This window comes from Mucilaginibacter panaciglaebae, assembly GCF_039539265.1.
GTDB classification, from domain to species: domain Bacteria; phylum Bacteroidota; class Bacteroidia; order Sphingobacteriales; family Sphingobacteriaceae; genus Mucilaginibacter; species Mucilaginibacter panaciglaebae.
In genome coordinates, this window is record NZ_BAABCV010000002.1 from 192593 (window position 1) to 218899 (window position 26307).

The 26307-nt window shown below is 42.4% G+C and carries 18 protein-coding genes; 6 read left to right on the forward strand and 12 right to left on the reverse strand.

All coding sequences use genetic code 11. The annotated features are described in order from the left end of the window. Positions 1–122: 122 nt before the first annotated feature. On the forward strand, positions 123–683 hold the full coding sequence (locus tag ABD772_RS03140) for a helix-turn-helix domain-containing protein (protein WP_345100978.1): 561 nt from the start codon (positions 123–125) through the stop codon (positions 681–683). Between the two features lie 79 nt (positions 684–762). Next, positions 763–1497, forward strand: a complete 735-nt coding sequence (locus ABD772_RS03145) for a heavy-metal-associated domain-containing protein (protein ID WP_345100979.1) — start codon at positions 763–765, stop codon at positions 1495–1497. Positions 1498–1564: 67 nt separating this feature from the next. Here the strand turns inward: ABD772_RS03145 and murA are convergent, their stop codons facing one another. From murA to tig, 6 genes are all read right to left on the reverse strand, one after another. After that, positions 1565–2872 carry a UDP-N-acetylglucosamine 1-carboxyvinyltransferase gene (gene murA, locus ABD772_RS03150; protein WP_345100980.1) on the reverse strand — a complete coding sequence of 436 codons (1308 nt, stop codon included), beginning with the start codon at positions 2870–2872 and terminating at the stop codon, positions 1565–1567. A 243-nt stretch (positions 2873–3115) separates the two neighbouring features. After that, a complete protein-coding gene (locus ABD772_RS03155; RefSeq protein ID WP_345100981.1) occupies positions 3116–4474 on the reverse strand; it encodes a pyridoxal-phosphate dependent enzyme in 1359 nt (452 codons plus the stop codon). 97 nt (positions 4475–4571) lie between these two features. Further along, positions 4572–5426, reverse strand: coding sequence for an AMP nucleosidase (locus tag ABD772_RS03160; protein WP_345100982.1), 855 nt, complete (start codon positions 5424–5426; stop codon positions 4572–4574). Between the two features lie 167 nt (positions 5427–5593). Next, positions 5594–6832, reverse strand: a complete 1239-nt coding sequence (gene clpX, locus ABD772_RS03165) for an ATP-dependent Clp protease ATP-binding subunit ClpX (protein ID WP_345100983.1) — start codon at positions 6830–6832, stop codon at positions 5594–5596. Positions 6833–6975: 143 nt separating this feature from the next. Continuing rightward, a complete protein-coding gene (locus ABD772_RS03170) occupies positions 6976–7707 on the reverse strand; it encodes an ATP-dependent Clp protease proteolytic subunit (protein ID WP_345100984.1) in 732 nt (243 codons plus the stop codon). Between the two features lie 279 nt (positions 7708–7986). Beyond that, positions 7987–9333, reverse strand: a complete 1347-nt coding sequence (gene tig / locus ABD772_RS03175) for a trigger factor (protein WP_345100985.1) — start codon at positions 9331–9333, stop codon at positions 7987–7989. Positions 9334–9790: 457 nt separating this feature from the next. Between tig and ABD772_RS03180 the strand changes: the two genes are divergently transcribed. Beyond that, positions 9791–10864, forward strand: a complete 1074-nt coding sequence (locus tag ABD772_RS03180; RefSeq protein WP_345100986.1) for a PKD domain-containing protein — start codon at positions 9791–9793, stop codon at positions 10862–10864. Between the two features lie 71 nt (positions 10865–10935). On the opposite strand, the gene ABD772_RS03185 is transcribed toward ABD772_RS03180, so the two are convergent. From ABD772_RS03185 to ABD772_RS03200, 4 genes are all read right to left on the reverse strand, one after another. Further along, positions 10936–11907, reverse strand: coding sequence for a c-type cytochrome (locus ABD772_RS03185; protein ID WP_345100987.1), 972 nt, complete (start codon positions 11905–11907; stop codon positions 10936–10938). A 66-nt stretch (positions 11908–11973) separates the two neighbouring features. Then, positions 11974–12693, reverse strand: coding sequence for a head GIN domain-containing protein (locus ABD772_RS03190; RefSeq protein ID WP_345100988.1), 720 nt, complete (start codon positions 12691–12693; stop codon positions 11974–11976). Between the two features lie 116 nt (positions 12694–12809). Next, entirely contained in the window at positions 12810–13409 is a 600-nt protein-coding gene (locus ABD772_RS03195) for a GIN domain-containing protein (RefSeq protein WP_345100989.1), read from the reverse strand. Positions 13410–13629: 220 nt separating this feature from the next. Then, positions 13630–15522, reverse strand: a complete 1893-nt coding sequence (locus ABD772_RS03200; RefSeq protein ID WP_345100990.1) for a RecQ family ATP-dependent DNA helicase — start codon at positions 15520–15522, stop codon at positions 13630–13632. A 107-nt stretch (positions 15523–15629) separates the two neighbouring features. On the opposite strand from ABD772_RS03200, the gene ABD772_RS03205 reads away from it, so the two are divergent. Beyond that, positions 15630–18863 carry an amidohydrolase family protein gene (locus tag ABD772_RS03205; protein ID WP_345100991.1) on the forward strand — a complete coding sequence of 1078 codons (3234 nt, stop codon included), beginning with the start codon at positions 15630–15632 and terminating at the stop codon, positions 18861–18863. Between the two features lie 381 nt (positions 18864–19244). Here the strand turns inward: ABD772_RS03205 and ABD772_RS03210 are convergent, their stop codons facing one another. After that, positions 19245–20531, reverse strand: a complete 1287-nt coding sequence (locus tag ABD772_RS03210; RefSeq protein WP_345100992.1) for a citrate synthase — start codon at positions 20529–20531, stop codon at positions 19245–19247. 184 nt (positions 20532–20715) lie between these two features. Here ABD772_RS03210 and ABD772_RS03215 point away from each other — a divergent pair, with 184 nt between their 5' ends. After that, positions 20716–23532, forward strand: coding sequence for a PAS domain-containing hybrid sensor histidine kinase/response regulator (locus ABD772_RS03215; RefSeq protein ID WP_345100993.1), 2817 nt, complete (start codon positions 20716–20718; stop codon positions 23530–23532). 91 nt (positions 23533–23623) lie between these two features. Here ABD772_RS03215 and ABD772_RS03220 read toward each other — a convergent pair whose 3' ends face one another. Further along, entirely contained in the window at positions 23624–24871 is a 1248-nt protein-coding gene (locus ABD772_RS03220) for an ABC transporter permease (protein WP_345100994.1), read from the reverse strand. A 242-nt stretch (positions 24872–25113) separates the two neighbouring features. On the opposite strand from ABD772_RS03220, the gene queA reads away from it, so the two are divergent. Further along, entirely contained in the window at positions 25114–26163 is a 1050-nt protein-coding gene (gene queA, locus ABD772_RS03225) for a tRNA preQ1(34) S-adenosylmethionine ribosyltransferase-isomerase QueA (protein ID WP_345100995.1), read from the forward strand. The last annotated feature ends 144 nt before the right edge of the window (positions 26164–26307 follow it).

Consider the following 26307-nt stretch of genomic DNA (forward strand, 5'->3'; position numbering starts at 1 on the left):
GTTTTTTTTGAGGTGAAAGGTGAAAGGTGGCGGTAAAAGGTTTGTTTCGTCTCAATGTAAAAAGGTTAAAGTATATGCAAGCACCTTTCGCCGTTTTACTTAAAAGCCTAAATTTATCTGTTATGAAACTCTATATTAAAAATATGGTTTGCAGGCGTTGTATCATGGCTGTGCAAAAAGTGTTTTTTCATGAAGGCATTACTCCCACAGATATCACGCTGGGCGAAGTACAGTTAAACAGTGAACTACCGGTAAGTGCTATAGAAAAGCTGGATATATCGTTAAAAAAGCTTGGTTTTGAAATTATTGACGACAGAAAAAGCCGGATAATTGAGCGGATAAAAAACCTGATTATCACCTTGGTACACCATAGCGATGGCCCCCTTAATATTAATATATCTGATTATTTGTCTGCCGAGATGAACTACGAATACAATTACCTGAGTAATTTATTTTCGGAAGTGGAGGGCAACACGATAGAGAAATTCTTTATCAGCCAAAAAATAGAAAAAATAAAGGAGCTGTTAACTTATGATGAACTGACGCTTAGTCAGATAGCATTTAAGCTGGGCTACAGCAGCGTAGCGTATCTGTCAACCCAATTTAAAAAAGCTACCGGCCTAACACCCAGTTATTTCAAGGCAATTAAGGCTAATAAACGCAACCGTATTGAAGACCTGTAAATGTTATAACTAATGCACTAAATAGTGTAAAATACAGGCACCATCGCCGGGCTACATTTGTATGTAAATAATAAAATTTATGAAACATACTTATCAAGTAACCGGAATGACCTGTACCGGCTGCCAGGCAAAAGTGCAGCAACTACTTTCAGCTGTGCCTGATGTAATACATGTGGACATCAATCTGCAAAAAGGAGAGGCCGCTATAACAATGGATAAACACATAAGCACTGCTACCTTACAAGATGCGTTGCTGCATTATCCCAAATATCAGCTCACTGAAAAGCACTACGAATATCCCCTGGAGTTACAGAATGACACCATCCACAAACCCTGGCTGCAGACGTACAAACCCATACTATTGATATTTAGTTATATGCTGGCCGTATCGGTCATTGCCGGTTATTACGCCGGTGGCTTTCATGCAATGCTGGCAATGCGCGTGTTTATGGCCGGTTTCTTTTTGGTCTTTTCATTTTTTAAAATGCTTGACCTGGGGGCATTTGCTGATAGTTATGCTATGTATGATGTTATCGCCAGGAAAATAAAGGCATGGGGTTATATTTATGCTTTTATAGAGCTATTGCTTGGCCTGGCATTTACATTAAATATATATCCGTTATTAACCAATAGTATCACTTTGATAGTAATGACCATCAGCATAATTGGTGTACTGCAAAGCGTGCTCAACAAACGCGCCATACAGTGTGCCTGTTTAGGCGCCGTATTTAATTTACCTATGAGTACCGTGACTATCATTGAAGATGGTTTGATGATAGCTATGAGCGTCACAACTATCCTCATACTCATATAACAAAAAAGGTAAAAGGCATGCTTTATGCAGTACCTTTTACCTTTTATATTTCAGTTATATTTCAGAATCAAATGCGTTTAATATCCGCACCCAGAGCCTGTAAACGCTTGTCGATATGCTGGTACCCGCGCTCGATTTGTTCGATATTATAGATAGTTGACTTACCCTGCGCCGATAAGGCTGCTATTAACAAGGAAACGCCCGCACGTATATCAGGCGAGGTCATAGAAATACCGCGTAGCTGCACCTGTTTATCCAGGCCTATAACTGTGGCACGGTGCGGATCGCACAGGATGATCTGGGCGCCCATATCAAGCAGCTTATCTACGAAGAATAAGCGACTCTCAAACATCTTTTGGTGAATCAATACCGAACCTTTGGCCTGTATGGCTACTACCAGGACGATGCTCAGCAAGTCGGGTGTAAAGCCCGGCCATGGTGCATCGGCTATAGTCATTATAGAGCCGTCAATGAAAGTCTCAATTTCATAGTGTTCTTGTGCGGGGATATAAATATCGTCGCCTCTAAGCTCTAATTTAATACCCAGGCGCCTGAACACATCCGGGATCATACCCAGCTCTTTATATTGAACGTTTTTAATAGTGATCTCAGAGCCGGTCATAGCCGCTAAGCCGATGAACGAACCAATCTCAATCATATCAGGCAACATACGGTGCTCTGTTCCGCCGAGGCGCGCTACACCTTCAATAGTCAGCAAGTTTGAACCGATACCGCTGATCTTTGCCCCCATGCGGTTGAGCATTTTACATAGCTGCTGCAGGTATGGCTCACAGGCTGCGTTGTAAATGGTGGTAATACCTTTGGCCAGTACGGCCGCCATCACAATGTTAGCTGTTCCGGTTACAGATGCTTCGTCTAATAAAATATAGGTGCCCTTAAGGTCTGACGCATCGACATTATAAAAGCCGTCTGCCTGATTATAGTTAAATTGTGCGCCCAGCTTTTCAAAACCCAGAAAGTGGGTATCCAGTCTGCGGCGGCCTATTTTATCCCCCCCCGGCTTCGGGATAGATGCTTTGCCAAAACGCGCCAGCAGCGGGCCAACGATCATAATAGAACCGCGCAAACCGCCGCCTTTTGATTTAAAGGCTTCTGACAGGAAGAAATCCTGATCTATATCTTTGGCTTCGAAGGTATAAGTGTCCTCATTAAGACGGTTAACAATTACACCCATATCGCCCAAAAGTTCAATAAGCTTATTTACATCTTTAATATCAGGGATATTGCTGATGGTTATTTTCTCTTCTGTAAGCAATACAGCCGAAAGGATCTGTAATGCCTCGTTCTTGGCACCTTGCGGTGTAATTTCGCCTCTTAACGGCTTGCCACCCTGTATTTCAAATGCGTTTACCATCGGTGATGTCTGATATTTAATAGTTTACAGTCACGGTTTTATCGGGCCGCGCTCTGCACAAAGATTATAAATATATTTCTGTTTTTGGGGATGTAAGTGGGGAATGTTTGAACAAGTACGAATGTTAATTACCACTGTCATTTCGAGAGTAGCGAGAAATCTATACACACGCATTAATGTTGCTTAGCATGTGTATAGATTTCTCCCGTTGGTCGAAATGACAAGTTGGTAAAAAGCACTTTGCTATGCAGATATCGCATTAATAATATCATACTGCGTTATGATAGCAATCTCGCCGTCGTGCTCAACCAATACAGCAATATTATCATTATTGATCATTGCTGATATTTTGTCTATCGACGCATTGGCATCCACAAACGGGAATGACGCTGTTGTGATATCTTTTACCGGATGCGATTTTAGCGACGGATTTTCCAACAGCGCATTCAGTATATCACTCTCGGTTATTTTACCTATCACCATACCGGCCTGCGTAACCGGTATTTGTGATATATTGAGCAACTTGATAGTGTTAATAGCCTCCAATACGGTTTTCTCTATATCGATGGTCACAATCTCCCGGCTTTCTTTTTTGCGAATGATATCTCTGGCCGTTAGTTTTTCTTCTTTCAGGAAACCGCGGTCACGCAACCAGTCGTCATTGTACATTTTACCCAGGTAGCGGGTTCCATGATCGGGAAATATGACCACCACAACGTCGCCTTTCTTAAACCTTTCTTTCATCTGCAATAAACCTGCAATAGCCGAACCGGTGGAGTTGCCGGCAAAGATGCCTTCTTTACGGGCTATCTCGCGCGTCATTAAAGCTGCGTCTTTGTCGCTTACTTTTTCAAAGTAGTCAATCAGGTCAAAGTTTACGTTGGCAGGCAAGAAATCCTCGCCTATACCTTCCGTGATATACGGGTAAACCTCGTTTTTATCAAACTCACCTGTTTCTTTATATTTTTTAAAGACCGAACCATAGGTATCTATACCCAAGATCTGTATAGCCGGGTTCTTTTCTTTCAAATATTTGGCGATGCCTGAAATGGTGCCGCCTGTGCCTACCCCTGCTATCAGGTGCGTAATCTTACCTTCGGTCTGCTCCCATATCTCCGGGCCGGTAGATTCATAATGTGCTTCTGTGTTTGACAGGTTGTCGTACTGATCAGGTTTCCACGAGTTAGGTACTTCACGCTCCAGGCGCGAAGAAACTGAATAGTACGACCGCGGATCCTCAGGATCGACATTAGTAGGGCAAACAATAACCTCTGCACCAAAGGCACGCAGTGCATCAAATTTTTCTTTCGACTGTTTATCGGTGCTGGTAAAAATACATTTATAGCCTTTTATTACCGCCGCAATAGCCAAGCCCATACCGGTATTACCAGATGTGCCTTCGATGATCGTGCCGCCGGGCTTTAGTTTACCACTACGCTCAGCATCCTCTATCATTTTTAAGGCCATGCGGTCTTTAATAGAGTTGCCGGGGTTAGTGGTTTCTATCTTGGCCAATACCGTCGCGGGTATATCTTTAACTATCTTATTTAATTTAACCAGTGGCGTATGGCCTATGGTTTCGAGTATATTATTGTACCACATTGTTCGGTTGATTGTGTTTTGAGGTTGACTAAGTGAATGATTGTGTGGGTAATTATAAAAACAACCACTTAACCCAATCAACTCAATTAACTACTCATTAAAAACGTAAATGTTTCACTGTTAAACCACCATTGATAAGTTGTTTCAGCGATTCGATACCGATCTTTAAGTGTGTCTCCACATATTGCCCGGTAACTTTCGAATCGCTCTCGGTGGTTTTAACACCTTCCGGAATCATTGGCTGATCTGACACCAGAAGTAACGCGCCGGTAGGTATTTTGTTGGCAAATCCGCAGGTAAAAATAGTAGCAGTTTCCATATCTACGGCCATGGCCCGTAAGTCTTTCAAATAGCCCTTAAACTTTTTATCGTGTTCCCAAACACGACGGTTGGTAGTGTAACAGGTTCCGGTCCAATAGTCCAATGAAAAGTCGCGTATGGTAGTTGATATAGCTTTCTGCAAAGCAAACGATGGCAGCGCCGGAACTTCGGGCGGCAGGTAGTCATTCGAGGTACCCTCGCCCCTGATGGCCGCGATGGGCAATATCAGGTCGCCCACGTTATTTTTACGTTTCAGGCCGCCGCATTTTCCTAAAAATACTACTGCTTTTGGATGAATAGCTGTCAGCAGATCCATTACTGTCGCCGCCAGGGGGCTACCCATGCCAAAGTTAATAATGGTAATACCTTTGGCCGTTACGCTTTGCATAGGCTTATCCAGGCCCATAATCGGCGCATTGTTATGCCACTCTGAAAATAGCTGTATATATTTTGAAAAGTTGGTCAGGATAATGTACTCGCCAAACTCCTCTAACGGCCTGCCGGTATAACGCGGCAACCAGTTTACAACAATAGCGTCCTTAGTTTTTAAGCCCTTTTTTACCGGGCTGCTAACCTCTTTGACTTTCGGAAGGTTGTCCCCTTCCTTTTTTATATTGAGTTCTTCGTTCATAAGCCCTCTCTAAATCTTCCCCCCAAGGGAGATTTTTGATTTTTTAATTTTAATTATATAAGCCCTCCCTACCGGGAGGGTTGGTGGGGCTTTTACAGCAAACCCCGGCATAAGCCAGGGTTGCAAGTTATCGTAAACAAAAACAGCCTGAGGCCATGTAATTTTTGTTAAGCCACTTTTAACTTTTTAAGGTCTGATTTTTCAAATTTCTCGTGGGCGTAATCAAGCGTAACGTTTAATTTCTTGGCATCTTTTTTTGATGGGAACTCAAACATGGCATCAATCATAATCGCTTCGCAAATTGAGCGTAAACCACGAGCACCTAACTTAAACTCCATTGCTTTATCTACAATAAAGTCAAGCACCTCGTCATCAAACTCTAATTTAACACCTTCATACTCAAACAACTTTTTGTATTGTTTTAACAACGAGTTTTTTGGTTCGGTCAGGATATTATGCAGCGCTTCCCGGTCCAGCGGGTTCAGATACGTCAGCACAGGTAGACGGCCAATTAGCTCGGGTATCAAACCAAATGATTTTAAGTCCTGCGGTGTAATATATTTATAAAGGTTTTTAAGGTCTACCTCTCCGTCATTACCTTTTAATTTGTAACCAACAGTTTGTGTACGCAAACGGTTAGCTATTTTTCGTTCAATACCATCAAACGCACCACCGCAGATAAACAGGATGTTGCTGGTATTAACGGTTATCATTTTTTGGTCGGGATGTTTACGGCCACCTTGTGGTGGTACGTTAACCATAGTACCCTCCAATATTTTTAATAAGGCTTGCTGTACGCCCTCGCCGCTCACGTCGCGGGTTATAGAGGCATTGTCGCTTTTACGGGCAATTTTGTCAACTTCGTCAATGTATACAATACCTTTCTCGGCGGTGGCTACATCGTAATCGGCCGATTGCAATAAACGGGTTAATATACTTTCGACGTCCTCGCCTACATAACCAGCCTCAGTTAATACGGTGGCATCGCATATACAAAACGGAACGTTCAATATTTTCGCAAGCGTTTTAGCCAGCAAGGTTTTACCGGTACCGGTTTCGCCCACCATAATGATGTTTGATTTTTCAATCTCAACCTCATCTTTGTCAATACGCTGGTTTAAGCGTTTGTAGTGGTTATAAGTAGCAACGGCTAAAATCTTTTTAGCATCGTCCTGGCCAATTACATATTGATCCAGGTGTGATTTTATTTCGGCGGGTTTTAATATTGCCGGTGATGTTGGCGAGGCTTTCACCTTGCGCACTTTCAGTTCCTCGGCTAATATCTCATTAGCCTGATTAACACATTTATCACAAATATGTGCATCCAACCCCGCTATAAGCATCAGTGAATCCTGCTTACCAGCGCCGCAAAATGAACACCTTATCTCTTTACTGTTTTTATTCATTGTGATATCTTGTTAATAGCAAAATTAAGCAATTGCTTTATATAAAGCAATTGGTGAATGGTTGATTAAGTTAACTAAGATAGTGAGTAATTTTACCCCATTATCTTAATCAACTTAATCAACCACTAATTAACCTAATCAAATTATTTTGATTTTGTTTTACTGCCTTTTAAAATTTCATCTACCATACCAAATTCTTTTGCTTCTTCAGCAATCATCCAATGGTCGCGGTCTGACGCATCCCACACCTTCTGGAACGGTGCGCCGCTATGGTCGGCAATGATCTGGTATAATTCTTTTTTCAATTTAGTGATCTCCTGGTAAGTGATCTCGATATCAGATTGCTGGCCTTGCGCACCGCCCGACGGCTGGTGAATCATCACCCTTGAGTGTGGCAACGCCGCTCTCTTACCTTCAGTACCTGCGCATAATAATACGGCGCCCATTGATGCAGCCATACCGGTGCAAATGGTGGCAACGTCGTTTGATACAAACTGCATGGTATCATAAATACCTAAGCCGGCATACACGGAGCCGCCCGGCGAGTTGATATAAATTTGAATGTCGCGTTTAGCATCAGCCGATTGTAAGAACAAGAGCTGCGCCTGTACAATATTAGCATTTTGATCATAGATGGCGTCGCCGAGGAAAATGATACGGTCCATCATCAAACGCGAGAACACATCCATCTGGGCTATGTTCATTGGGCGTTCTTCGATGATGTATGGTGTCATGCCGGTGACGCCCGAAGCAATGCCTGTTGGCAGATTGCTTCTATTTACACCGCCGATAAATTTATCAACGTAAGTACTGCTGATACGATGATGTTTAACAGCATATTTTCTGAATTCGTTTTTATCTGGGTTACTGTTCATGTGTATATGTATTTGCTTTTTGTTGTGATGCGGGCTTGCCCGCGATAAATATAGTTTTTAGTTGAATATATTTTAAATTATAAAGTTTGGAAAAAGTAAAAATACTAATGCCAGCACTCCTTTCACACTTAGCATTTCGACCAGCGGGAGAAATCTATACACGCGCACCCTAAGGTTTGGATGGATTCCTCGCTTCGCTCGAAATATCTGCTGATTTTTTATAAAAAAAAAGCATCCCCTGTTCGAGGATGCTTTTTCTTATCAAGTAACGAGTATATCTTACTTCAATTCTTTAAACTCGTTGTAAGGTATTTCCTTTTTATCCAAAGTAACTACGCTCTTAATATGATCAATTGTTTTAAGGGCTTTTACTTCGTCAAATACTTTATTAGCATTCTCTTTGTTTTGCAGGTATTGTACGGTGTACTGGCCTAATTGCTCCTCTGTTAACGGCGATGGGCTATACATTCTAAACTGTGCGTCAAGGCTCTGTTTTGCGGCTGCAAAAACTTCCTCATACTTAATTTCGATACCGTTATCTTTAATGATCTTGTTCTCAATTAAAGTCCATTTCAGGTTTTGAGCAAAGTCTTTGTAACCACCTTCCAACTCCTCGTCGGTCAGTTTCTCATTGGTAGCTTTTAACCAACGTTTCAGGAAATCATCAGGTAATTCAAACTGAACTTTGTCTATGCTATAAGTATAGATATCGTTCTGCAATCTACGTTCTGCATCCTGGTTCATCATCATTTCCAGCTCTTCGGTTATTTTAGCTGTAAAACCGGCTTCGTCTGTAACCACTCCTGCACCAAATAATTTATCAAAGAACTCCTGGTTCAGATCGCTTTCTTCTAAACGGTTTACGTTTTTAACGGTTAGTTTAAAGTTCGATTTTAAATCAGCCGCTTCGCTTTCGTCGATACCTAAAATGGCAGCAACTTTAGGGGCATCGTTACCGTAGGCTTTCTGGATATCCAGTGTTATTTCATCGTTTTTTTTTACACCGGTCAATGACTTTTTAATTTTCTCGTCTTTGATCTGCTCTAATCTTACTGATGTTGTATTGCTTATGCCTCCATCAAAAACAGAACCATCAGGCGAAAGCTGTGTTAATTGCACATATAACACATCATCCTCTGCCGATACGTCAGGGTTTGTCATTTTGCCATAGCTTCTGCGGATATTTTTAACACGCTCGGCAAGGGTTTCGTCATCAATTTTAATGATGTATTGCGTCAGTTTATCCTTTGATGAAAAATCGATATTAAATTCGGGCGCCAAACCAATTTCATAATTAAATTCAAAATTGTCGGCAAAGTCCCAGTTGTATTCCTGTTTATCGTCCAGCTTTGGCAATGGCTGGCCCAATACTTCAAGCTTTTGCTCAGAAATATAGTTGTTTAATGTATCTGACAATAAGGTGTTCACCTCATCAACCAAAATACTTTTGCCATACATTTTTTTAATGTGCGACGGTGGAACCATCCCCGGGCGAAAACCTGGCATCTTTGCTTTTTTAGCGTGATCTTTAATCGCCTTTTCAACACGTGCCTCATAATCAGCGGGTTCAATGTTTACTTTCAGCACCGCATTCAGGTTATCGATCTTTTCCTGTGTAATATTCATGTTTAGTGGATAATTTAATTTTCAAGTACCTGCGTTATAGCCCGTCAAAACCGGGCCATAAATTTAGAGGTGCAAAGGTACTAATTATTTTTAATTAAGCAGACGTCAGATGTAACTATAAGAAAATCAAAACGTAATGTTAAACCTTATCAAATTTCATAGCCTAATCTCATTCTAATGCTTGTGTAATTATCTTGTTATAAATAAAAATTATATACATTATACCAAAACATGTCGTTAATATTGGCGTGTTATTCTTAACATTTGCCTAACCGGTAGATCACAAAGCATATCGCCCCCTCTCCTAATTTGATCTATTCTTAAAGCAGAATTTACGTCTGGCTATTGCCCTTATTTTTCTTTTTTAACAAGGATTTAACGGTAGTATATCATTTTGAAACCAACTTAACAAATATTAATAAATGCTTTTACTATGTACATTAAAAAACTAACACCTATGAAAAAGTTCTTAAAACCACTGGCCGTACTGTTTTGCGCGGGCTTTATTGCATCGTGCGCGAAAAACACGGCCGTTACGGTACCAAGCGATCCGGAAATTAAAAACCCGATTTCTGATTTCTCCGTAACTCCTGATGCTAACGATGGCTTCACTTTTAAATTTAACAGTCTTGCAGAAAACTTCAGTAAGTTAGAGTGGCGATTTGGTGATGACACCCTAAAAACTGATACCAACCCATCGCATACTTATTTGGCGACAGGTCAATATGTAGTAGATCTGGAAACTTATTCAAAAACCGGGCAGACCTCTCATAAACAAGTTGTGATTAATATTGCGCCAGACAGCGTAATGCAAATAAGCACAGCTAAGACCGGTGTAGACGGACAACTTAAATTCAACGCGAATGTAAAAGGCAACATTCAGTCTATAGCATGGACTTTTAACGCTGTTGACCCCTCTACCAGTGTTGTGACTAAAACTACCAGCAGTGATCTTAATCCGGTAGTTTCATTTGCTTTTGGCAGCTTTAATAGTTTTTCAGTAACTGCTACTACCGACAAAGGAAGCGTGGTAACTATTAGCAGAAACGTTACTACTGAGGGTATAGTTACCGACATTACTCAATCGCGCATAAATTGGTCATCTACTAACGATAACACAGGCAACGCCAACGAAAACGCAAGTAAATTGATTGATGGTAACCCGGATACTAAATTTGGTTTTTACGCCGCATTTCCGGTACCTCAGATATTTCAGTTGCAGTTTGCGTATCCTATTACCGTTAAGTTATACGCCATTGAAAACGGTAACGACTCAGAGAGCACACGCGACCCTAAGGAATGGGTACTTGAAGCATCAAACGACGGCAATACCTGGGATATAGTTGATCATCAAACCCTTACTATAGGCTTTGCTGATTATCTAAAATCAATTGGACAGTCTGCAACAAGATACAAACGGTTCTTTTACTATCCGATCGCTAATCCGAAACCATATTCTATGTACCAATGGAGAATTATAAGCACATTTGGTAATGCTATGCAAATAGAGGAATTGAGACTATACAAATAATAAAACATTGATAAAACAAAAAGCCCGTGTCAATTGACACGGGCTTTTTGTTTTTCAATCTGTGAATAGATTTAATCGGCCACAAATTTTGCCACACTGTTTTTAACCGGCTTCACAGTTCTTAAATAAGCATAAATAGATGCCAGATCGCCTTCGCTCATTCTGGCATAATTATACCATGGCATAATGGTCTGAAATTCATTTTTGCCAACAGGCCGCGCTTTACCCGGGTCTCTAAATGTTTTAAAACGGGTAATGAATGCTTGTTTGCTCCAGCTGCCAATACCTGTAGTCATATCCGGACTAATATTAGCTGAATGTATCTTATGCCCGTTAGCCACAAACTCTTTACCACCGCCAAACTGCAACCCGGCAATAAGTTCGCCTTTATTATCCTGCGAGTGGCACTCCTGGCAGGCAGCCGATTGTACCAGGTACCCGCCATAGCGTACGGTATCTCTCGGGTCGGGGCGTTTACCCAGTGTGGCCTTCTGCGGCATGGTATGCACCAGGATATTCAGCGGGAAATCTAAAGTAGATTTCGGATAATCAGCTTTTATAGGCTTTAATGTACGGATATACGCTATCACGTCATAAATGTCCTCTCTGTCCAATTTTGAGTAGTATGGCCAGGGCATCAGCGGAAAAATAGCTGAACCATTTTTACGCTGACCGGTGGTTATGGCTCTGAACAACTCGCCATCTGTCCAGTCTTTTAAATTGTAAGGAGTAATGTTTGGCACAGTAACATTGCCAGGGAAACCCTCATTAGCTGTAAACTTGTCGCCGCCGATGCCCAGCTTATTGGTATCTATAGGGCCGGCAAATAGTGTCGCATTACGCCGCGAGTGGCAATCAACACACAACAGCACGCTGGTGGCCAGGTATTTGCCGTGAGCTACGCGCTGCGGAGTGATATCAACTTTAATGTTTTCGGGTTCGCCGACATTCGGCAGCGCAAGGGTTACGTAAGAAGCGCCGGCAATAACCAGCACTACTGCAAATATTACCACGTAGGCAATAATCTTTGTTACTTTTTTCATGAAATTGTGATAAATAATTTTGCAGCAAAGCCTTAAGAGAAATTACTGCCGGTTTACAGTATAAAGTTAATCAACTTTTGTAATTGTAGAAACACCTGATTTCTTGCTATTTATAGCTGCCGGATTGCCTTTGTATTTAACAGACGATGCGCCGCTGCTGTTCACTGTAAGTTCATGCAAAACGTTGATCTCAAACTCGCTCGCACCTGATGTTTGCAGGTCATAATTACCCACTATAAAATCAAAAGCGTGTACTTTACCGCCGCCATCCAGGTTAACAACATGCGAGCTGGCCTGGCCTTTTAGGTTAAGCTCAGAAACGCCGCTGGCAGTGGTAGTTACATTAGCTGCGTCAAGTTCCAGGCTGAGCTTGTTAGCACCCGATAGTTTCAGCGCCAGATTCTTAGTTACCAATTTACCCCGGGTGTTAAGGTTCACTGCGCCCGATGCTTCTATCTCCTGCAAATCATGTACGCCAATGGTCACCGCAATCCCGCTACTCGGGCAAATATTTTTACCGGTTTTAATTTTTAATTCGCCACCGCTTATATCGGTACTTATTTCTTTGAGTAAATTGTCGTCTGCGGCTACCGAGACAGCCAACGTGCTATCTTGCACCAGGGTTATATCGTATGCGCCTGATATCTCGAGCTTAGTAAAATCAGCAACCTTGCGCTTTTCTGTAACCACATGGCCAGATCCTCTTAAACACTCGGTTTTGCAGGATGATGTCATTAAAAATATCCCGCCAAACAGGACCACTGCAGTTTGAAAAGCTTTTTTCATGGTATTTATAAATGGTTTACAATAGTTATAAATGAAGTTACAAATAAAAACAGGAGTTGTTAGCTCCTGTTTTTATTAAAATATATATAGAACTTTTGCAAAAGTGTGCGGATGTTTTATAAACTTGCTATTTTTTCTTCGGCCTGAGGTGCGGCTGTACGTTTGCCGCCTACATTAATTACCGTAAGATCTGTTTTGTTTAAAGTAGACGACGGGCTATAAGCTAAGTTATAATCAACTACGCTGCCTGAAAGTTGCGCTTTTGCGCGGTTATTTAAAGTTATGTTGGCATTAAGGGCATCAAAGTTTAATTGAGCCGATGCCTGATTATTTAACACCAGCGTTAAATCAATTAAAGACAGTTTACCGTATGATTTTATAGTTGCATTGTCATAAGCTGTAATTGCTTGTAAATTGCTTACAGTTACTAAAACTACCAGTTTGTCGCCGCTGTATGATGCTATGCGCAACACACCGTCTTTGTCTTGTACCAGTGCGTTTTTTGCGTAATATTTATCATAAACTTTTACCTGGTCGTTGTCGCCATTGGTTATATAAACTTCAACGTTTCCTGAAGCTTCGATTTTATTAATATTGTTGGTTGCAACCAGTACCGGGGTTTCTGTAATATTATTATTTATGGTTGCTGCGCTGCTTACTGATATTCCTAATACTACGGTTAACAGTGTGATAAGAGTTACTATTCTGGTTTTCATGATCTTATTTTTTTGTTGTGAATTTTCTTTTTTAATATTTTAGATACATCCATAAGACTATACCAAACCCAAAAGGTTACGGCCAGATAGTGTAAAAACGACACAATGCCCTTTTTACCCGGTGAACGCCCATTATGTGTCGGTGAAAACGGAAAGAAAATTATTGAGGGATGACAATTAAGTGCTGACTTTCAGCAATATTATAAGTCTAAGTGATTCTTTAAAGATAATAAAACTCGCCGTTGAACTTGATTTTACCGGCGTCCAGCAACAAACGGATAGTATCCAGGCGCTCTTTTTCGCCGCCCGTTTTTATAGATGATATAAGGGTGCTGATATTCAGCGCATCGGCGGTTAGCAGTTGCGCCACTTCATTGGTAATGTCTTCTACTACATCCGTGACGCTTTGTCGGCGCTTTTTTTCAAGGCAAACATCACACACGCCACATTTTTCGGCATCCGGCTCATCAAAATAGGCCAACAACTGTTGGCTGCGGCATTGCTTACGGGTGCAGTAGGCAAACACAGCTTCCATTTTTTTAAGATAAGTGGCTTTGCGCTGCGCTATATATTTTTTGTCGATGTAAACTTCTTTGCTTTGCTGGCGCGGCCTTAAATAAGTAACCTGCGGCTGATCATTCTGCGGCAGATAGGTAAGCACATTAAAGTCCTGCAGTTGCTTTAATCCTTCAATAACCTGCTGCACACTAAGGTTGGCACGGCGGGCCACATCAAACTCCTTCAAACGCACATAGCTCTCAAACGCCCCTCCGTACGATCGAAGCAACGTTTTTATAAAGGCGTCCCAACCGGCATTTTGTATCTGGAAGTTATAGAGCTGCTCGTGCGGCACGTCAAATCTGAATCTCGATGGCAAAAACACGCTCTCGCTGAATGACAGGTATTCGCTTTGCTCTAAAAATTTCAAGGCATTAAGCGTTTTGATCACATCCAGCTGATATTTATTGCAAAACGCCCCTAAGTCCAGATCAAAGCTCAGCCCCTCGCCTGCTCCGTAGGCTATCGAATAGTGACTGGACAACTGGTGATAAACCCGCTTAATCTCATCTACTGAAGGAAAGCTTAATTCAAATATTTTCTCCTGCCGCGCATGGTCGGCATTGTTATATAATAATACAATGTAAGCCTTTTTCTCATCACGACCGCCGCGGCCGGCTTCCTGGTAATAAGCTTCGAGGCTTTCGGGCGGGTCTTTATGAATTACAAACCGCACGTCGGGTTTATCAATCCCCATACCAAAAGCATTAGTGGCTACCATAATACGGGTAGCGTTTTGTTTCCAGCTTTCCTGTTTTTTCGAGCGTTCGTCGGGCGTCAGCCCCGCATGATAAAAATCGGCACCAATACCGTTATCATTATAAAATTTAGCTATCTCGGCACACTCGCGTCGGCTGCGAACATAAACAATACCGCTGCCCTTAACCCCTTTGGGAACATCCAGCAGCTTTCTGAATTTATTCTCCTCATTCTGCACCACGTAGCTCAGGTTTTTACGTTCAAAGCTTTTTTGAAAAACCTGGCTAACTTTAAACAGCAGCTTATCCTGAATATCCTGCCTAACCTGGGCTGTAGCCGTAGCCGTTAATGCCAATACAGGCACATCCGGATGTATTTCGCGCAGATCGGCAATATGCAGGTAGGCAAGTCTGAAATCATATCCCCATTGCGAAATACAGTGCGCTTCATCAACCGCGAACAGATTAACCCGCATATATTTAATACGCTCACGCACCAATTCAGACAGCAACCGCTCAGGAGACAGATAGAGAAACTTTACGTTATTATATATACAGGCATCCAACGCTGTATCAATTTCGCGCTTGCTCATACCTGCTGTTATAGCCACAGCTTCAATTTCCTTTTGTTTCAGGTTTTCTACCTGGTCTTTCATCAGCGCTATCAGCGGCGACACCACGATACATATCCCCTCCCTGGCCATGGCCGGCACCTGGAAACAAACCGATTTACCTCCGCCGGTTGGCAATAACGCCAGCGTATCATACCCTAACAATACAGATTGAATGATATCCTCCTGCATGGGCCGGAAGGCGTCGTGGTTCCAGTACGTTTTGAGTATTTCTTGTATAGTCATTTTAATCCTGACAATGTCAAAACTATTAAAATTATAATGGGTTTTAAGCAGGAATAACCTAAAATGCGCTAATAGTTTTAACTTAGCGGTTGTAAACACACAAACTAATGAAGCTATTTAAACTAACTTCTATACTTTTAGTGGTGGCCGGTGCCGTACAGGCGCAGGCTCCAAAGTGGAATGTTGAGGCCCCGCCGGGAGACCAAAAGAAGGTTACTATTAAGACTGACGAAGGTACCTGGATGAACCTTGATGTTAGCCCTGACGGCAAAACCGTTGTTTTTGATTTGTTGGGCGATATTTATAATGTGCCTATCACCGGCGGTAAAGCTGTTTTACTGGCAGGCGGTAAATCGTACGAGGTACAGCCCCGTTACAGCCCCGATGGTAAATTGATATCATACACCAGCGATAAAGAAGGTGGTGACAATATCTGGGTAATGAATGCCGACGGCAGCAACAAACATTCAATCACTAAGGAATCTTTCAGACTGCTCAACAATGCCAGCTGGACACCCGACGGCCAATACCTGGTTGCACGCAAACATTATACAGGTACCCGCTCTTTAGGTGCGGGCGAAATGTGGCTTTACAACAAAAATGGCGGTGATGGTATACAACTTACCAAACGCAAAAACGACCAGCAGGATGCCGGCGAACCTATCGTATCGCCTGACAATAAATATATTTATTGGAGCGAGGACATGACACCCGGCCCCAGCTTTGAATACAGCAAAGACCCTAACGCGGGTATATATGCCATCAGAAGGTTAAACCGCGAAACCGGCAAAATTGAAACTGTGACCGGCGATGCAGGCGGCGCCTGCCGTCCGCAGATATCTCCCGATGGCAAATTATTAGCTTTTGTTAAACGCGTGCGTTTAAAATCTGTGCTGTATCTGCACAACCTGGACACCGGCGAAGAGTGGCCAATTTATGATGATCTGTCGCACGACCAGCAGGAAACCTGGGCTATTTTTGGTGTATATCCAAACTTTTCCTGGACGCCTGACGGCAGGAACATTGTTTTTTATGCCAAAGGAAAGATCTGGAACCTGGATATAACCTCGTTACAGGCTGTACAAATTCCGTTTGAAGTTTCCTCGCAACAAACTATTACCGATGCGCTGCATTTTCCGCAACGCGTTTTCCAGGAAGAGTTTACCGCCCGGATGATCCGCCAGGTAACTACATCGCCTGATGGCAAAAAAATAGCTTTCAATGCAGCGGGTTATGTTTATACTAAAGACCTGCCGTCGGGCGTGCCTACCCGTATTGATACGTTAACTGACTTTGAATATGATCCATCTTTCAGTCCGGATGGCAAGCAATTGGTTTACGTGTCGTGGAATGATGCGCTGAAAGCCTCGATCAATACAGTCGATCTTACTACTCATGTAGTAACCCGCATTACTGCGGACAAGGGGTACTATTATACACCGAAATTCTCAAATCGCGGCGATAAAATTATTTATCGCCGGGGCGAAGGTAATGAGGTGTTAGGCTTTGCGTTTGGTGTTAACCCTGGCATTTATACCATCCCGGCCGGTGGCGGTCAACCGACCCTTATTATTGACAATGGCCTCAACCCTACTTTCTCGGCAGATGACAGTAAGATCTATTATCAAAGCCGCGAGGGCGGTAAAAAAGCTTTTAAGGTGATGGATGCCAATGGCGGCAACCAGCGTACACTTTATACATCAACTTATGCTACGCAATTTACCCCGAGCCCTGATGGTAAATGGGTGGCGTTTACAGAGCTGTTTAATTGCTACGTAACACCAATGGTAAGTTCAGGCAACCCGCAAGACCTATCGGCTAGTAATAAAGCCTTACCGCTTAACAAGCTGACTAAAGATGCCGGCACCTCATTACATTGGAGTAAAGACAGCCAGAAACTAATATGGGTACTTGGCCCCAAATATTACACCCGCGACATTCACAACGCATTTCCGTTTGTCGACGGCACTCCGCCGCCGCTGGATACGGCCGGAATTGACATCAACCTGAAATTAAAAACAGATGTACCTGACGGTAAGATTGCCTTTACCAATGCCCGCATCATAACCATGAAAGATGACCAGGTGATTGAGAAAGGCACCATCGTTATAGATCATAACAAAATACTGGCCATAGGCAAAAGTGACGATGTACAGGTACCAGAGGATGCTAAAGTTTATGATATCCCGGGTAAAACCATTATGCCGGGTATTGTTGATGTACACGCACACCTGCACCCAAGCCCGGACGGTATTTCGCCGCAACAGGACTGGAACTATTTTGCCAACCTGTCTTATGGCGTAACTACAGCGCATGATCCGTCAAGTAATACCGAGATGGTGTTTAGCCAGTCTGAAATGCTGAAGGCCGGGCGCATGGTAGGCCCCCGCGTCTACTCGACCGGCTCAGTGCTTTATGGTGCCGATGGCGATTTCAAGGTGGTGATCAATAGCCTGGATGATGCGCTTGCTGCCCTGCGCCGCTTAAAGGATGTGGGCGCATTCTCGGTAAAGAGCTACAACCAACCACGCCGCGAGCAGCGCCAGGAGATCATAGAGGCTGCACGCCAATTGCAGATGCAGGTGGTGCCTGAGGGTGGTTCAACGTTCTTTACCAACATGAACATGATCCTGGACGGACACACCGGCATTGAGCACAACATCCCCGTATGGCCGGTTTATAAGGATGTTAAAACACTATGGAACGATAGCAAAACCGGCTATACCCCTACGCTTATTGTAAGTTATGGTACGCAATTCGGCGAAAACTATTGGTATGACCGTACCGAAGTTTGGAAAGATGCGCATTTACTTAACTTCACACCAAGATCAATTGTTGATGCACGCTCGCGCCGCCGCACCACTTCTGAGTATGGCGAATATGGCCATATCGAAGTATCAAAATACGTAAAACAAATTGCCGATGGCGGCACCAAAGTGAACCTCGGCTCGCATGGACAGCTGCAAGGTTTAGGTGCCCATTGGGAAATGTGGATGCTGGCACAGGGCGGCATGACACCGTTACAGGTGATCCGCTGCGCAACTATTAACGGTGCGGCTTATTTAGGCATGGAGAAAGAGATAGGATCGCTGGAAAGAGGCAAACTTGCCGACCTCATTGTGATGAATCAAAATCCGCTGGATGATATCCGCAACAGCAATAACATCAAGTATGTGATGATCAACGGCCGATTGTATGACTCTGACAGCATGAACGAGATTGGCAACCATGAAAAGCTACGTCAGCGTTTCTGGTGGCAAATAAGCCGCGGCGACAGCGTTACGCTGCCAGTAAGCAATACCGAGACTTACCTGTATGGCACCCAGGATGGCGAAGATTAATCTTTGATATATAAAGGGCCGCTAAATGGCACGAATGGCCGGAAGAAATTCCGGCCATTTTTTATGTTTTAAAAAACAGTAATTTTTTTAGGCCGGGTTATTAATTTGAGGTGTTTCATTTTAGATGTTTCACTTCATTTGGTCAAAAAGTCAAAAATAACCATAAGCTATTTATTTTCAGACACTTAATGGTATTTGCCTAAAGTATTTGTACTGTTTCAAAGTGTTTCACTCGTTTTTTACAAATAGCTTATTGTCAATTAGTTAACACGAAAAGTGTTTCAACTGTTTCAAAGTGTTTCACTTTTTTGTGAAACACTTTGCGGTATCAAACAACAAAAAAGCCCCCGATATTCGGAGGCTTAGAACGTTAAATTCAGCTTATCGTTTCTCAATCGGAACATAATCCCTGGTAACGGCGCCAATATATATTTGACGCGGCCGGCCGATTGGTTCTCTATTCTCTTTCATTTCTTTCCACTGCGCAATCCATCCCGGCAAACGGCCTAGTGCAAACAGCACAGTAAACATATCGGTAGGGAAACCAAGAGCACGGTAAATTATACCCGAGTAAAAGTCGACGTTAGGGTACAGTTTACGTTCAACAAAGTACGGGTCTTTCAGCGCCACCTCTTCCAGGCGTTTGGCTATCTCCAACACTTCATCATTGACACCCAGTTTTTCGAGGATATCATCACAAGCTTTCTTAATGATCCTGGCGCGTGGATCAAAGTTCTTATAAACCCGGTGGCCAAAGCCCATCAAACGGAAAGGATCGTTTTTATCTTTTGCTTTTGCAATCCATTTGTCTGTATCGCCGCCGTCTGCTTTGATCTTCTCCAGCATCTCAATAACCGCCTGGTTAGCACCACCGTGCAGCGGCCCCCAAAGCGCAGAAATACCGGCAGATACAGAAGCGTAAATGTTCGACTCGGACGACCCCACAATACGTACAGTAGATGTAGAACAATTTTGCTCATGGTCTGCGTGCAATATCAATAAGGTATTCATAGCACTAACTACAACCGGGTCTATCTGTACATCTTCGGTCAGCTGGCCAAAGGTCATGTTCAGGAAATTGGTTACGTAATCGTACTTATTAAGCGGATACATCACCGGATGACCTAATGACTTTTTATAAATCCAGGAAACTATGGTAGCCATTTTACTCAGCATTTTGATAATGCTCTGATTAAGCTCTTCCTTAGTTTGGTTTGGCTTTAATGATTCCGGATAAAAAGCAGAGAGCGAGCAAACCAGTGATGACAACTGGCCCATAGGGTGTGAATGAGATGGGAAGCCGTCGAAAAACTTCTTCATATCCTCGTGCACCAGCGTGTGGCGACTTATCTCGTATTCAAAATCATTCAGTTGTTGTGCCGTAGGCAGTTCGCCGTAGATCAGCAAATAAGCAACCTCAATAAAAGTCGATTTTTCGGCAAGCTCCTCAATAGGATAACCGCGATATTTCAAAATACCCTGTTCGCCGTCCAAAAAAGTAATTGAACTTTGGGTGGCGCCTGTATTTTTATACCCAATATCAAGCGTTACTAAACCACTTTGATCCCTTAATTTTGAAATATCAATAGCTTTTTCGCCTTCTGTCCCTTCAATTATCGGAAGATCGTATGTTTTATCGCCTATTTTTAGTTGTGCTGATGCAGACATAGAAAGATTGTTAGTATGTGCAACAAATATATACAATCTGCGTATAATTCAGCCGTACCTGCGGTTGTGAAATTGTAAAAAAGTTGTCTTATTAAACTATTTCGTCAAAACTTAGCATTTAGGTATATTCGTAGTCGTAATCATTTTGTAAATTATCTTTTTAATGGCAATTACCTGCGGACCTATGTTACTAATATCGTTTTATTATAGTATAGGCATGCCCCTGGTAGTTTTACTGGTTATGGCTATCTGGATGACAGCCACCTATAAACGGCATATCAGGAACGCAGTTAAACAATACATCACAGGCCTTCCCGACCGATCACAACAACCCAACTCACAACAGCTTAACTCGCTTATTAATTCGCTTGACGATATCATCTTTGAATTTAATGAAGACAAAGTTTGTCTTAACGCCTGGTTCAATGAATTTCAGGAACGTGTTGTTGATCCAAAATCACTGATAGGCAAAAAGGTAGGAGATATATTAACGCCGGAAAAAACCGAAAAATTTAATAAAGCGCTTGACTATGTTATTGCCAACCGCAAACCGACATCATTACAGTACTTGTCTGATTTTGGCACCGGGCGTTGGTTAAATGCCAGGATAACACCCGTTTTCGACCGCGAAGGTAATTATACACACCGCATATCGGCTTCACTGGAAGATATTACCGAGCAACGCCACGCTTCGGAAGCGCTGAAAGAAAAAGAACTATTATTGCTTGAAGCTCAATCTATTGCCAAAATAGGCAACTGGTTATATGAGGCTGCTACAAGAGATACTTATTTATCTGATAATATGCTTTCAATATTGGAAGCAAATGGGTTTCCGAAAGATATTGAGCCGTTTGATTATTATATCAGCCTGGTACACCCTGATGACCGTGAGGAATGCACCGTTTTTTTAAAAACCATTGCCACATCAGGAAGGAAAGAATATGATCATAAGCTCATTACCCCCGCGGGTAGCCTGAAATATATACGCATAATCATCGGCAATAAAGTGTTAAATGATGATGGCATCATAAAAAGGATAGCGGGTGTTATACAAGATATTACCGATATTAAATTATCAGAAAAAGCTATCCGCAAGGGCCGTACTGAATTGATTGAAGCGCAGACTATCGCCAAGATAGGTAACTGGAATTGGCATATTCCTAATAAAACCTTCAGCTATTCTGACGAAGTCATCCACATTTTTGAGGTTGATCCTGCCCTGTTGCAGTTCATGGGCATTAAACGTTTTCTACTCAAACACGTTCACAGAAACGACAAATTCATTTTACAGCATCTGTATAAAAGCGCTGCCAGTATACCAAATTATACCTGTGTCTTCCGCATTAATACACCCGACAATAACATTAAGTATCTGAGTGTTATTATTGGCAAGGTAATACGTAACGAAGATGGTAGCGCCCGCAAAATCATCGGAACCTTACAAGACGTTACTGCCCACAAACTGGTTGAAATTGACTACAAACGCAGCGAAAACAAGTACAAGCTGGTACTTGAGACCATTAAAATGGCAGCTGTCTCATTAGACAATAAAGGCTACGTGACTTTTTGCAACCAGCACCTGGCCAACATGTTGGGCTATAACCAAAAAGATGTGATCGGCATGCACTGGTTTGATAATTTTATTCCGGACGAGTTAAAGGCCGTTATTGGCAATATGCTCACCCAAAATGCCGTGCCAACACAATATACCAATCCTATTGTTTGCCGCAATGGCGAGCAACGTATTATCAGCTGGCAAAACACCATGACTTATGATGAGAATGGTATGCTTAAAGAGACAACAAGTATCGGCGAGGATATCACTGATCAGCAAAAAGCTACCATGGAACTAATTTCGGCTAAAGAGCTGGCCGAAAAATCCTCAAAGTTCAAGTCGGATTTCCTGTCAATCATGAGCCATGAAATTCGTACGCCTATGAACGCCGTTATTGGCACTACCAATTTGCTTTTAGTTGATTCGCCCCGCCCCGAACAAATGGAATATCTTAACATTCTGAAATTTTCGGGCGAAAACCTGCTGGCCATTATCAATGACATACTGGACTATAATAAAATAGAAGCCGGCAAACTGGAGTTAAACGAACTAAAGTTTAACATACATATGCTGGCACAAAAGATCAGGCAAAGCTTTTCGGCAAAGGCGGCGGAGAAGAAACTGACGCTCGATCTTACCATCGATGACACTATACCCGAATTTTTAGTTGGCGACCAGATGCGACTGAGTCAGATATTAAATAACCTGATTAGCAATGCCGTTAAGTTTACCCTGCAAGGCCGTATTGATATCAACCTTAAAACAACGCAGATTAATGATAAACAAGCAACCATACAATTTACGGTTTCCGATACAGGCGTAGGTATCTCTCCCGAAAATCTGACTATGATATTTGATCCGTTTACACAAGAGCCTGTTATACTTAATAATACCGACCATGGAGGCACCGGTTTAGGCCTGGCTATTACGAAACGGCTAATTAATCTGCATAACAGCGATATCATTGTCAATAGCAGCCTGGGCTGGGGCACTACCTTTGCATTTGCTATTACATTTAACTTACCTTATAACGAGCAAAATAAACAGACTACCCCTACTTTTATAAATGCCAAGCCCAACCTTGAAGGCATGAACATACTTATTGTTGATGATAATAAGATGAACCTGCTTATTGCCTCGCGTTTCCTGAAAAAATGGAAGGCCGAAGTTGATGAGGCGCTTAATGGCAAGATAGCCATAGACATGGTTAATAGTAAAACTTACGACCTTATTATCATGGACCTGCAAATGCCTGTTATGGACGGCTTTGAAGCAACCCGAAATATAAAAAAGCAATTACCGGCTATCCCTATCATAGCGCTGACAGCAGACGCGATGCCCGAGACTTACGACAAGGCCCTCGCCGCCGGTATGAGCGATTACCTGAGCAAGCCTTTCGTCCCCGGCATTTTATTTGATAAAGTCTCGAGGTATTATAAACAATAGCCCCTCTGCAACCTTCCTTGTAAGGCAACAAAGCGATAAAAAAATAATAAAATTTAAAGTCTCCCCTAACAGGGGAGATTAAGAGAGGGCGCTAATTCGATCGTATCGCCTCAACCGGATCTAATTTGGAAGCAAACCAAGCCGGAATGATTCCCGAAATGATACCGATACCTACCGAAGTACCTATGCCAATAATTACGTTCTTAAGATAAAGCACAATAGCTACCCCCGACATCCATTTAACCACAAAAGTGCCCAGATAAACCATCAGCAAGCCTATTATTCCCCCCATCAGGCAAAGTATTATGGATTCAATGAGAAATTGCAGCAGGATAAAATAATTTTTGGCGCCAAGTGATTTCTGTATGCCGATAATATTAGTACGCTCTTTTACCGACACGAACATAATATTGGCAATGCCAAATCCACCCACCAAAATAGAGAACAAGCCTATAATCAAACCGGCGACATTGATAATCTTGAACACAATATCCAACTGATCAGAAAGCATCGTACTTTCATTAAGTGCAAAGTTATCATCTTCGTTAGGGCTTAAGCTGCGTATGGAGCGCATCAAGCCTTTCAGCTCGCCTTTTACATCTGCCATTGGGATACCTGCTTTACCGCGTACGATAACTGAGGGACGATACCTTTCGTTCTGTATATCGATTAAGTTACGTGCAAAGTTTAGCGGCAATAGCACCTCCTTATCTGCCGAAATGCCTAGCATGTCCTTACCCTCTTTGGCAAATACACCAATAATAGTTACGTACCGCCCCATTACTTTTATCTTTTTGCCGACCGCATTACCAGCCGGGAACAGATTTTCGGCGATATCATTGCCAACGATTGTCACAGCCGCTCCGGTTTGCGATTCCATTTCAGTAAAATAGCGGCCATCCTGAAAATCTACCGTCCAGGTTTTATCATGATCCTGGGTACAGGCATCAATCTGTGCGCCGTCAACAGTGTTACTGCCGTATTTTATGGTTCGGTTGTCAATATTAACTTCGTACGAAATCGCAGCGGCTGTCTGGCTGCGACGCTGCAGTTCGTAAAAATCACGCAATCTGGGTACGGGCCGCTGCATAAATTTCCACCACGGATATTCGCCGTCTGATGTCCAGGGCCACTTTTCGACGTAAACGCTGTTGTTGCCTAGCTTATCAACGCTCTTTTGCAAATTATCGCGCAGGGTATCTACAGCCGAAAACACCGCTATAATTGTAAAAATGCCTATAGTTACGCCCAGTAATGACAATAGCGTACGTAACCTGTTTTGACGCAGTGCATCAAGGGCGAACAAAAAGCTTTCTCTAAAAAGTTTTAAAAATATCATAATAGATCACACCAGTTTTTTGGGCTGATTTACAGCAATTGTAAACTCATTTAAAAATTTGGTGTTATATAACGTTAGATGTTTATATTGCGGTTAAGTTACAGCAATAAATTAATAACCTAAAATACACTTTACATAAGTTGATGTAACCAAATAACATATCGGTGTAATCTATACAATAAATCCGTGTAATCACCAAATATATTAGTACATTTGCGCCCTGAAAATTCATAAATACAAGCATGAAATTATCTCAATTTAAATTCAATCTACCCGAGTCATTAATTGCACACAACCCATCTGACGTTCGCGACGAATCGCGCTTAATGGTTTTACACAAGGACTCAGGAAAAATTGAGCATAAAGTTTTTAAAGACGTTCTGGACTATTTTGACGACAAGGATGTCATGATCCTTAACAATACCAAAGTATTTCCGGCACGCATGTATGGTAATAAAGAAAAAACCGGCGCTACCATTGAAGTATTTTTGCTGCGCGAGCTAAACAAAGAGCTTCGTTTATGGGACGTATTGGTTGACCCGGCGCGTAAAATCCGCGTAGGGAATAAATTATATTTCGGCGATGACGATCTTTTAATTGCCGAGGTTGTTGACAATACTACGTCACGTGGCCGCACTATACGCTTTTTGTTTGATGGTACTGACGAAGAATTTCGTCGAAACGTAGAAATTTTAGGCGAGACACCGCTGCCAAAATACATTAAACGTAAAGCAACTGCCGAGGATAAAGAGCGCTACCAAACCATCTTTGCTAAACACGAAGGTGCTGTTGCCGCGCCTACGGCCGGGCTGCACTTTAGCCGCGAGTTAATGAAACGCCTGGAACTTAAAGGTGTTGAATTTGCTGAAGTTACCTTACACGTTGGTTTGGGCACATTCCGCCAGGTTGAGGTTGAGGATCTGACCAAACACAAAATGGATTCAGAGCAGATCATTATTGAACAAAAGCAAGCTGATGTTGTAAATAGAGCTATAGAAAACAAGCGCCGTGTTTGTGCGGTAGGCACTACCAGTATGCGTGCTATCGAATCAGCAGTATCTGCAAACAAAAGCTTGAAACCAATTAACGACTGGACGAGCAAGTTTATCTTCCCTCCTTACGAATTCAGCATTGCTAACTCAATGATCACCAACTTCCATACTCCCGAGTCTACCCTATTAATGATGGTTTCGGCGTTTGGCGGTTATGAAAACATCATGAACGCTTATGAAGTGGCAGTTAAAGAGAAATACCGTTTCTACAGCTATGGCGATGCCATGCTGATCATCTGATTTTATTCCCGATAGCTATCGGGATGAGATGGGAGATAAAGATGTGAGATCAGAAATGGTCTCACATTTTTTTTATCTTGGATATGAGATTCATGTTTTTTATTTATTAGCATTATCAGATATTTACACAGAATCTCACGCTTC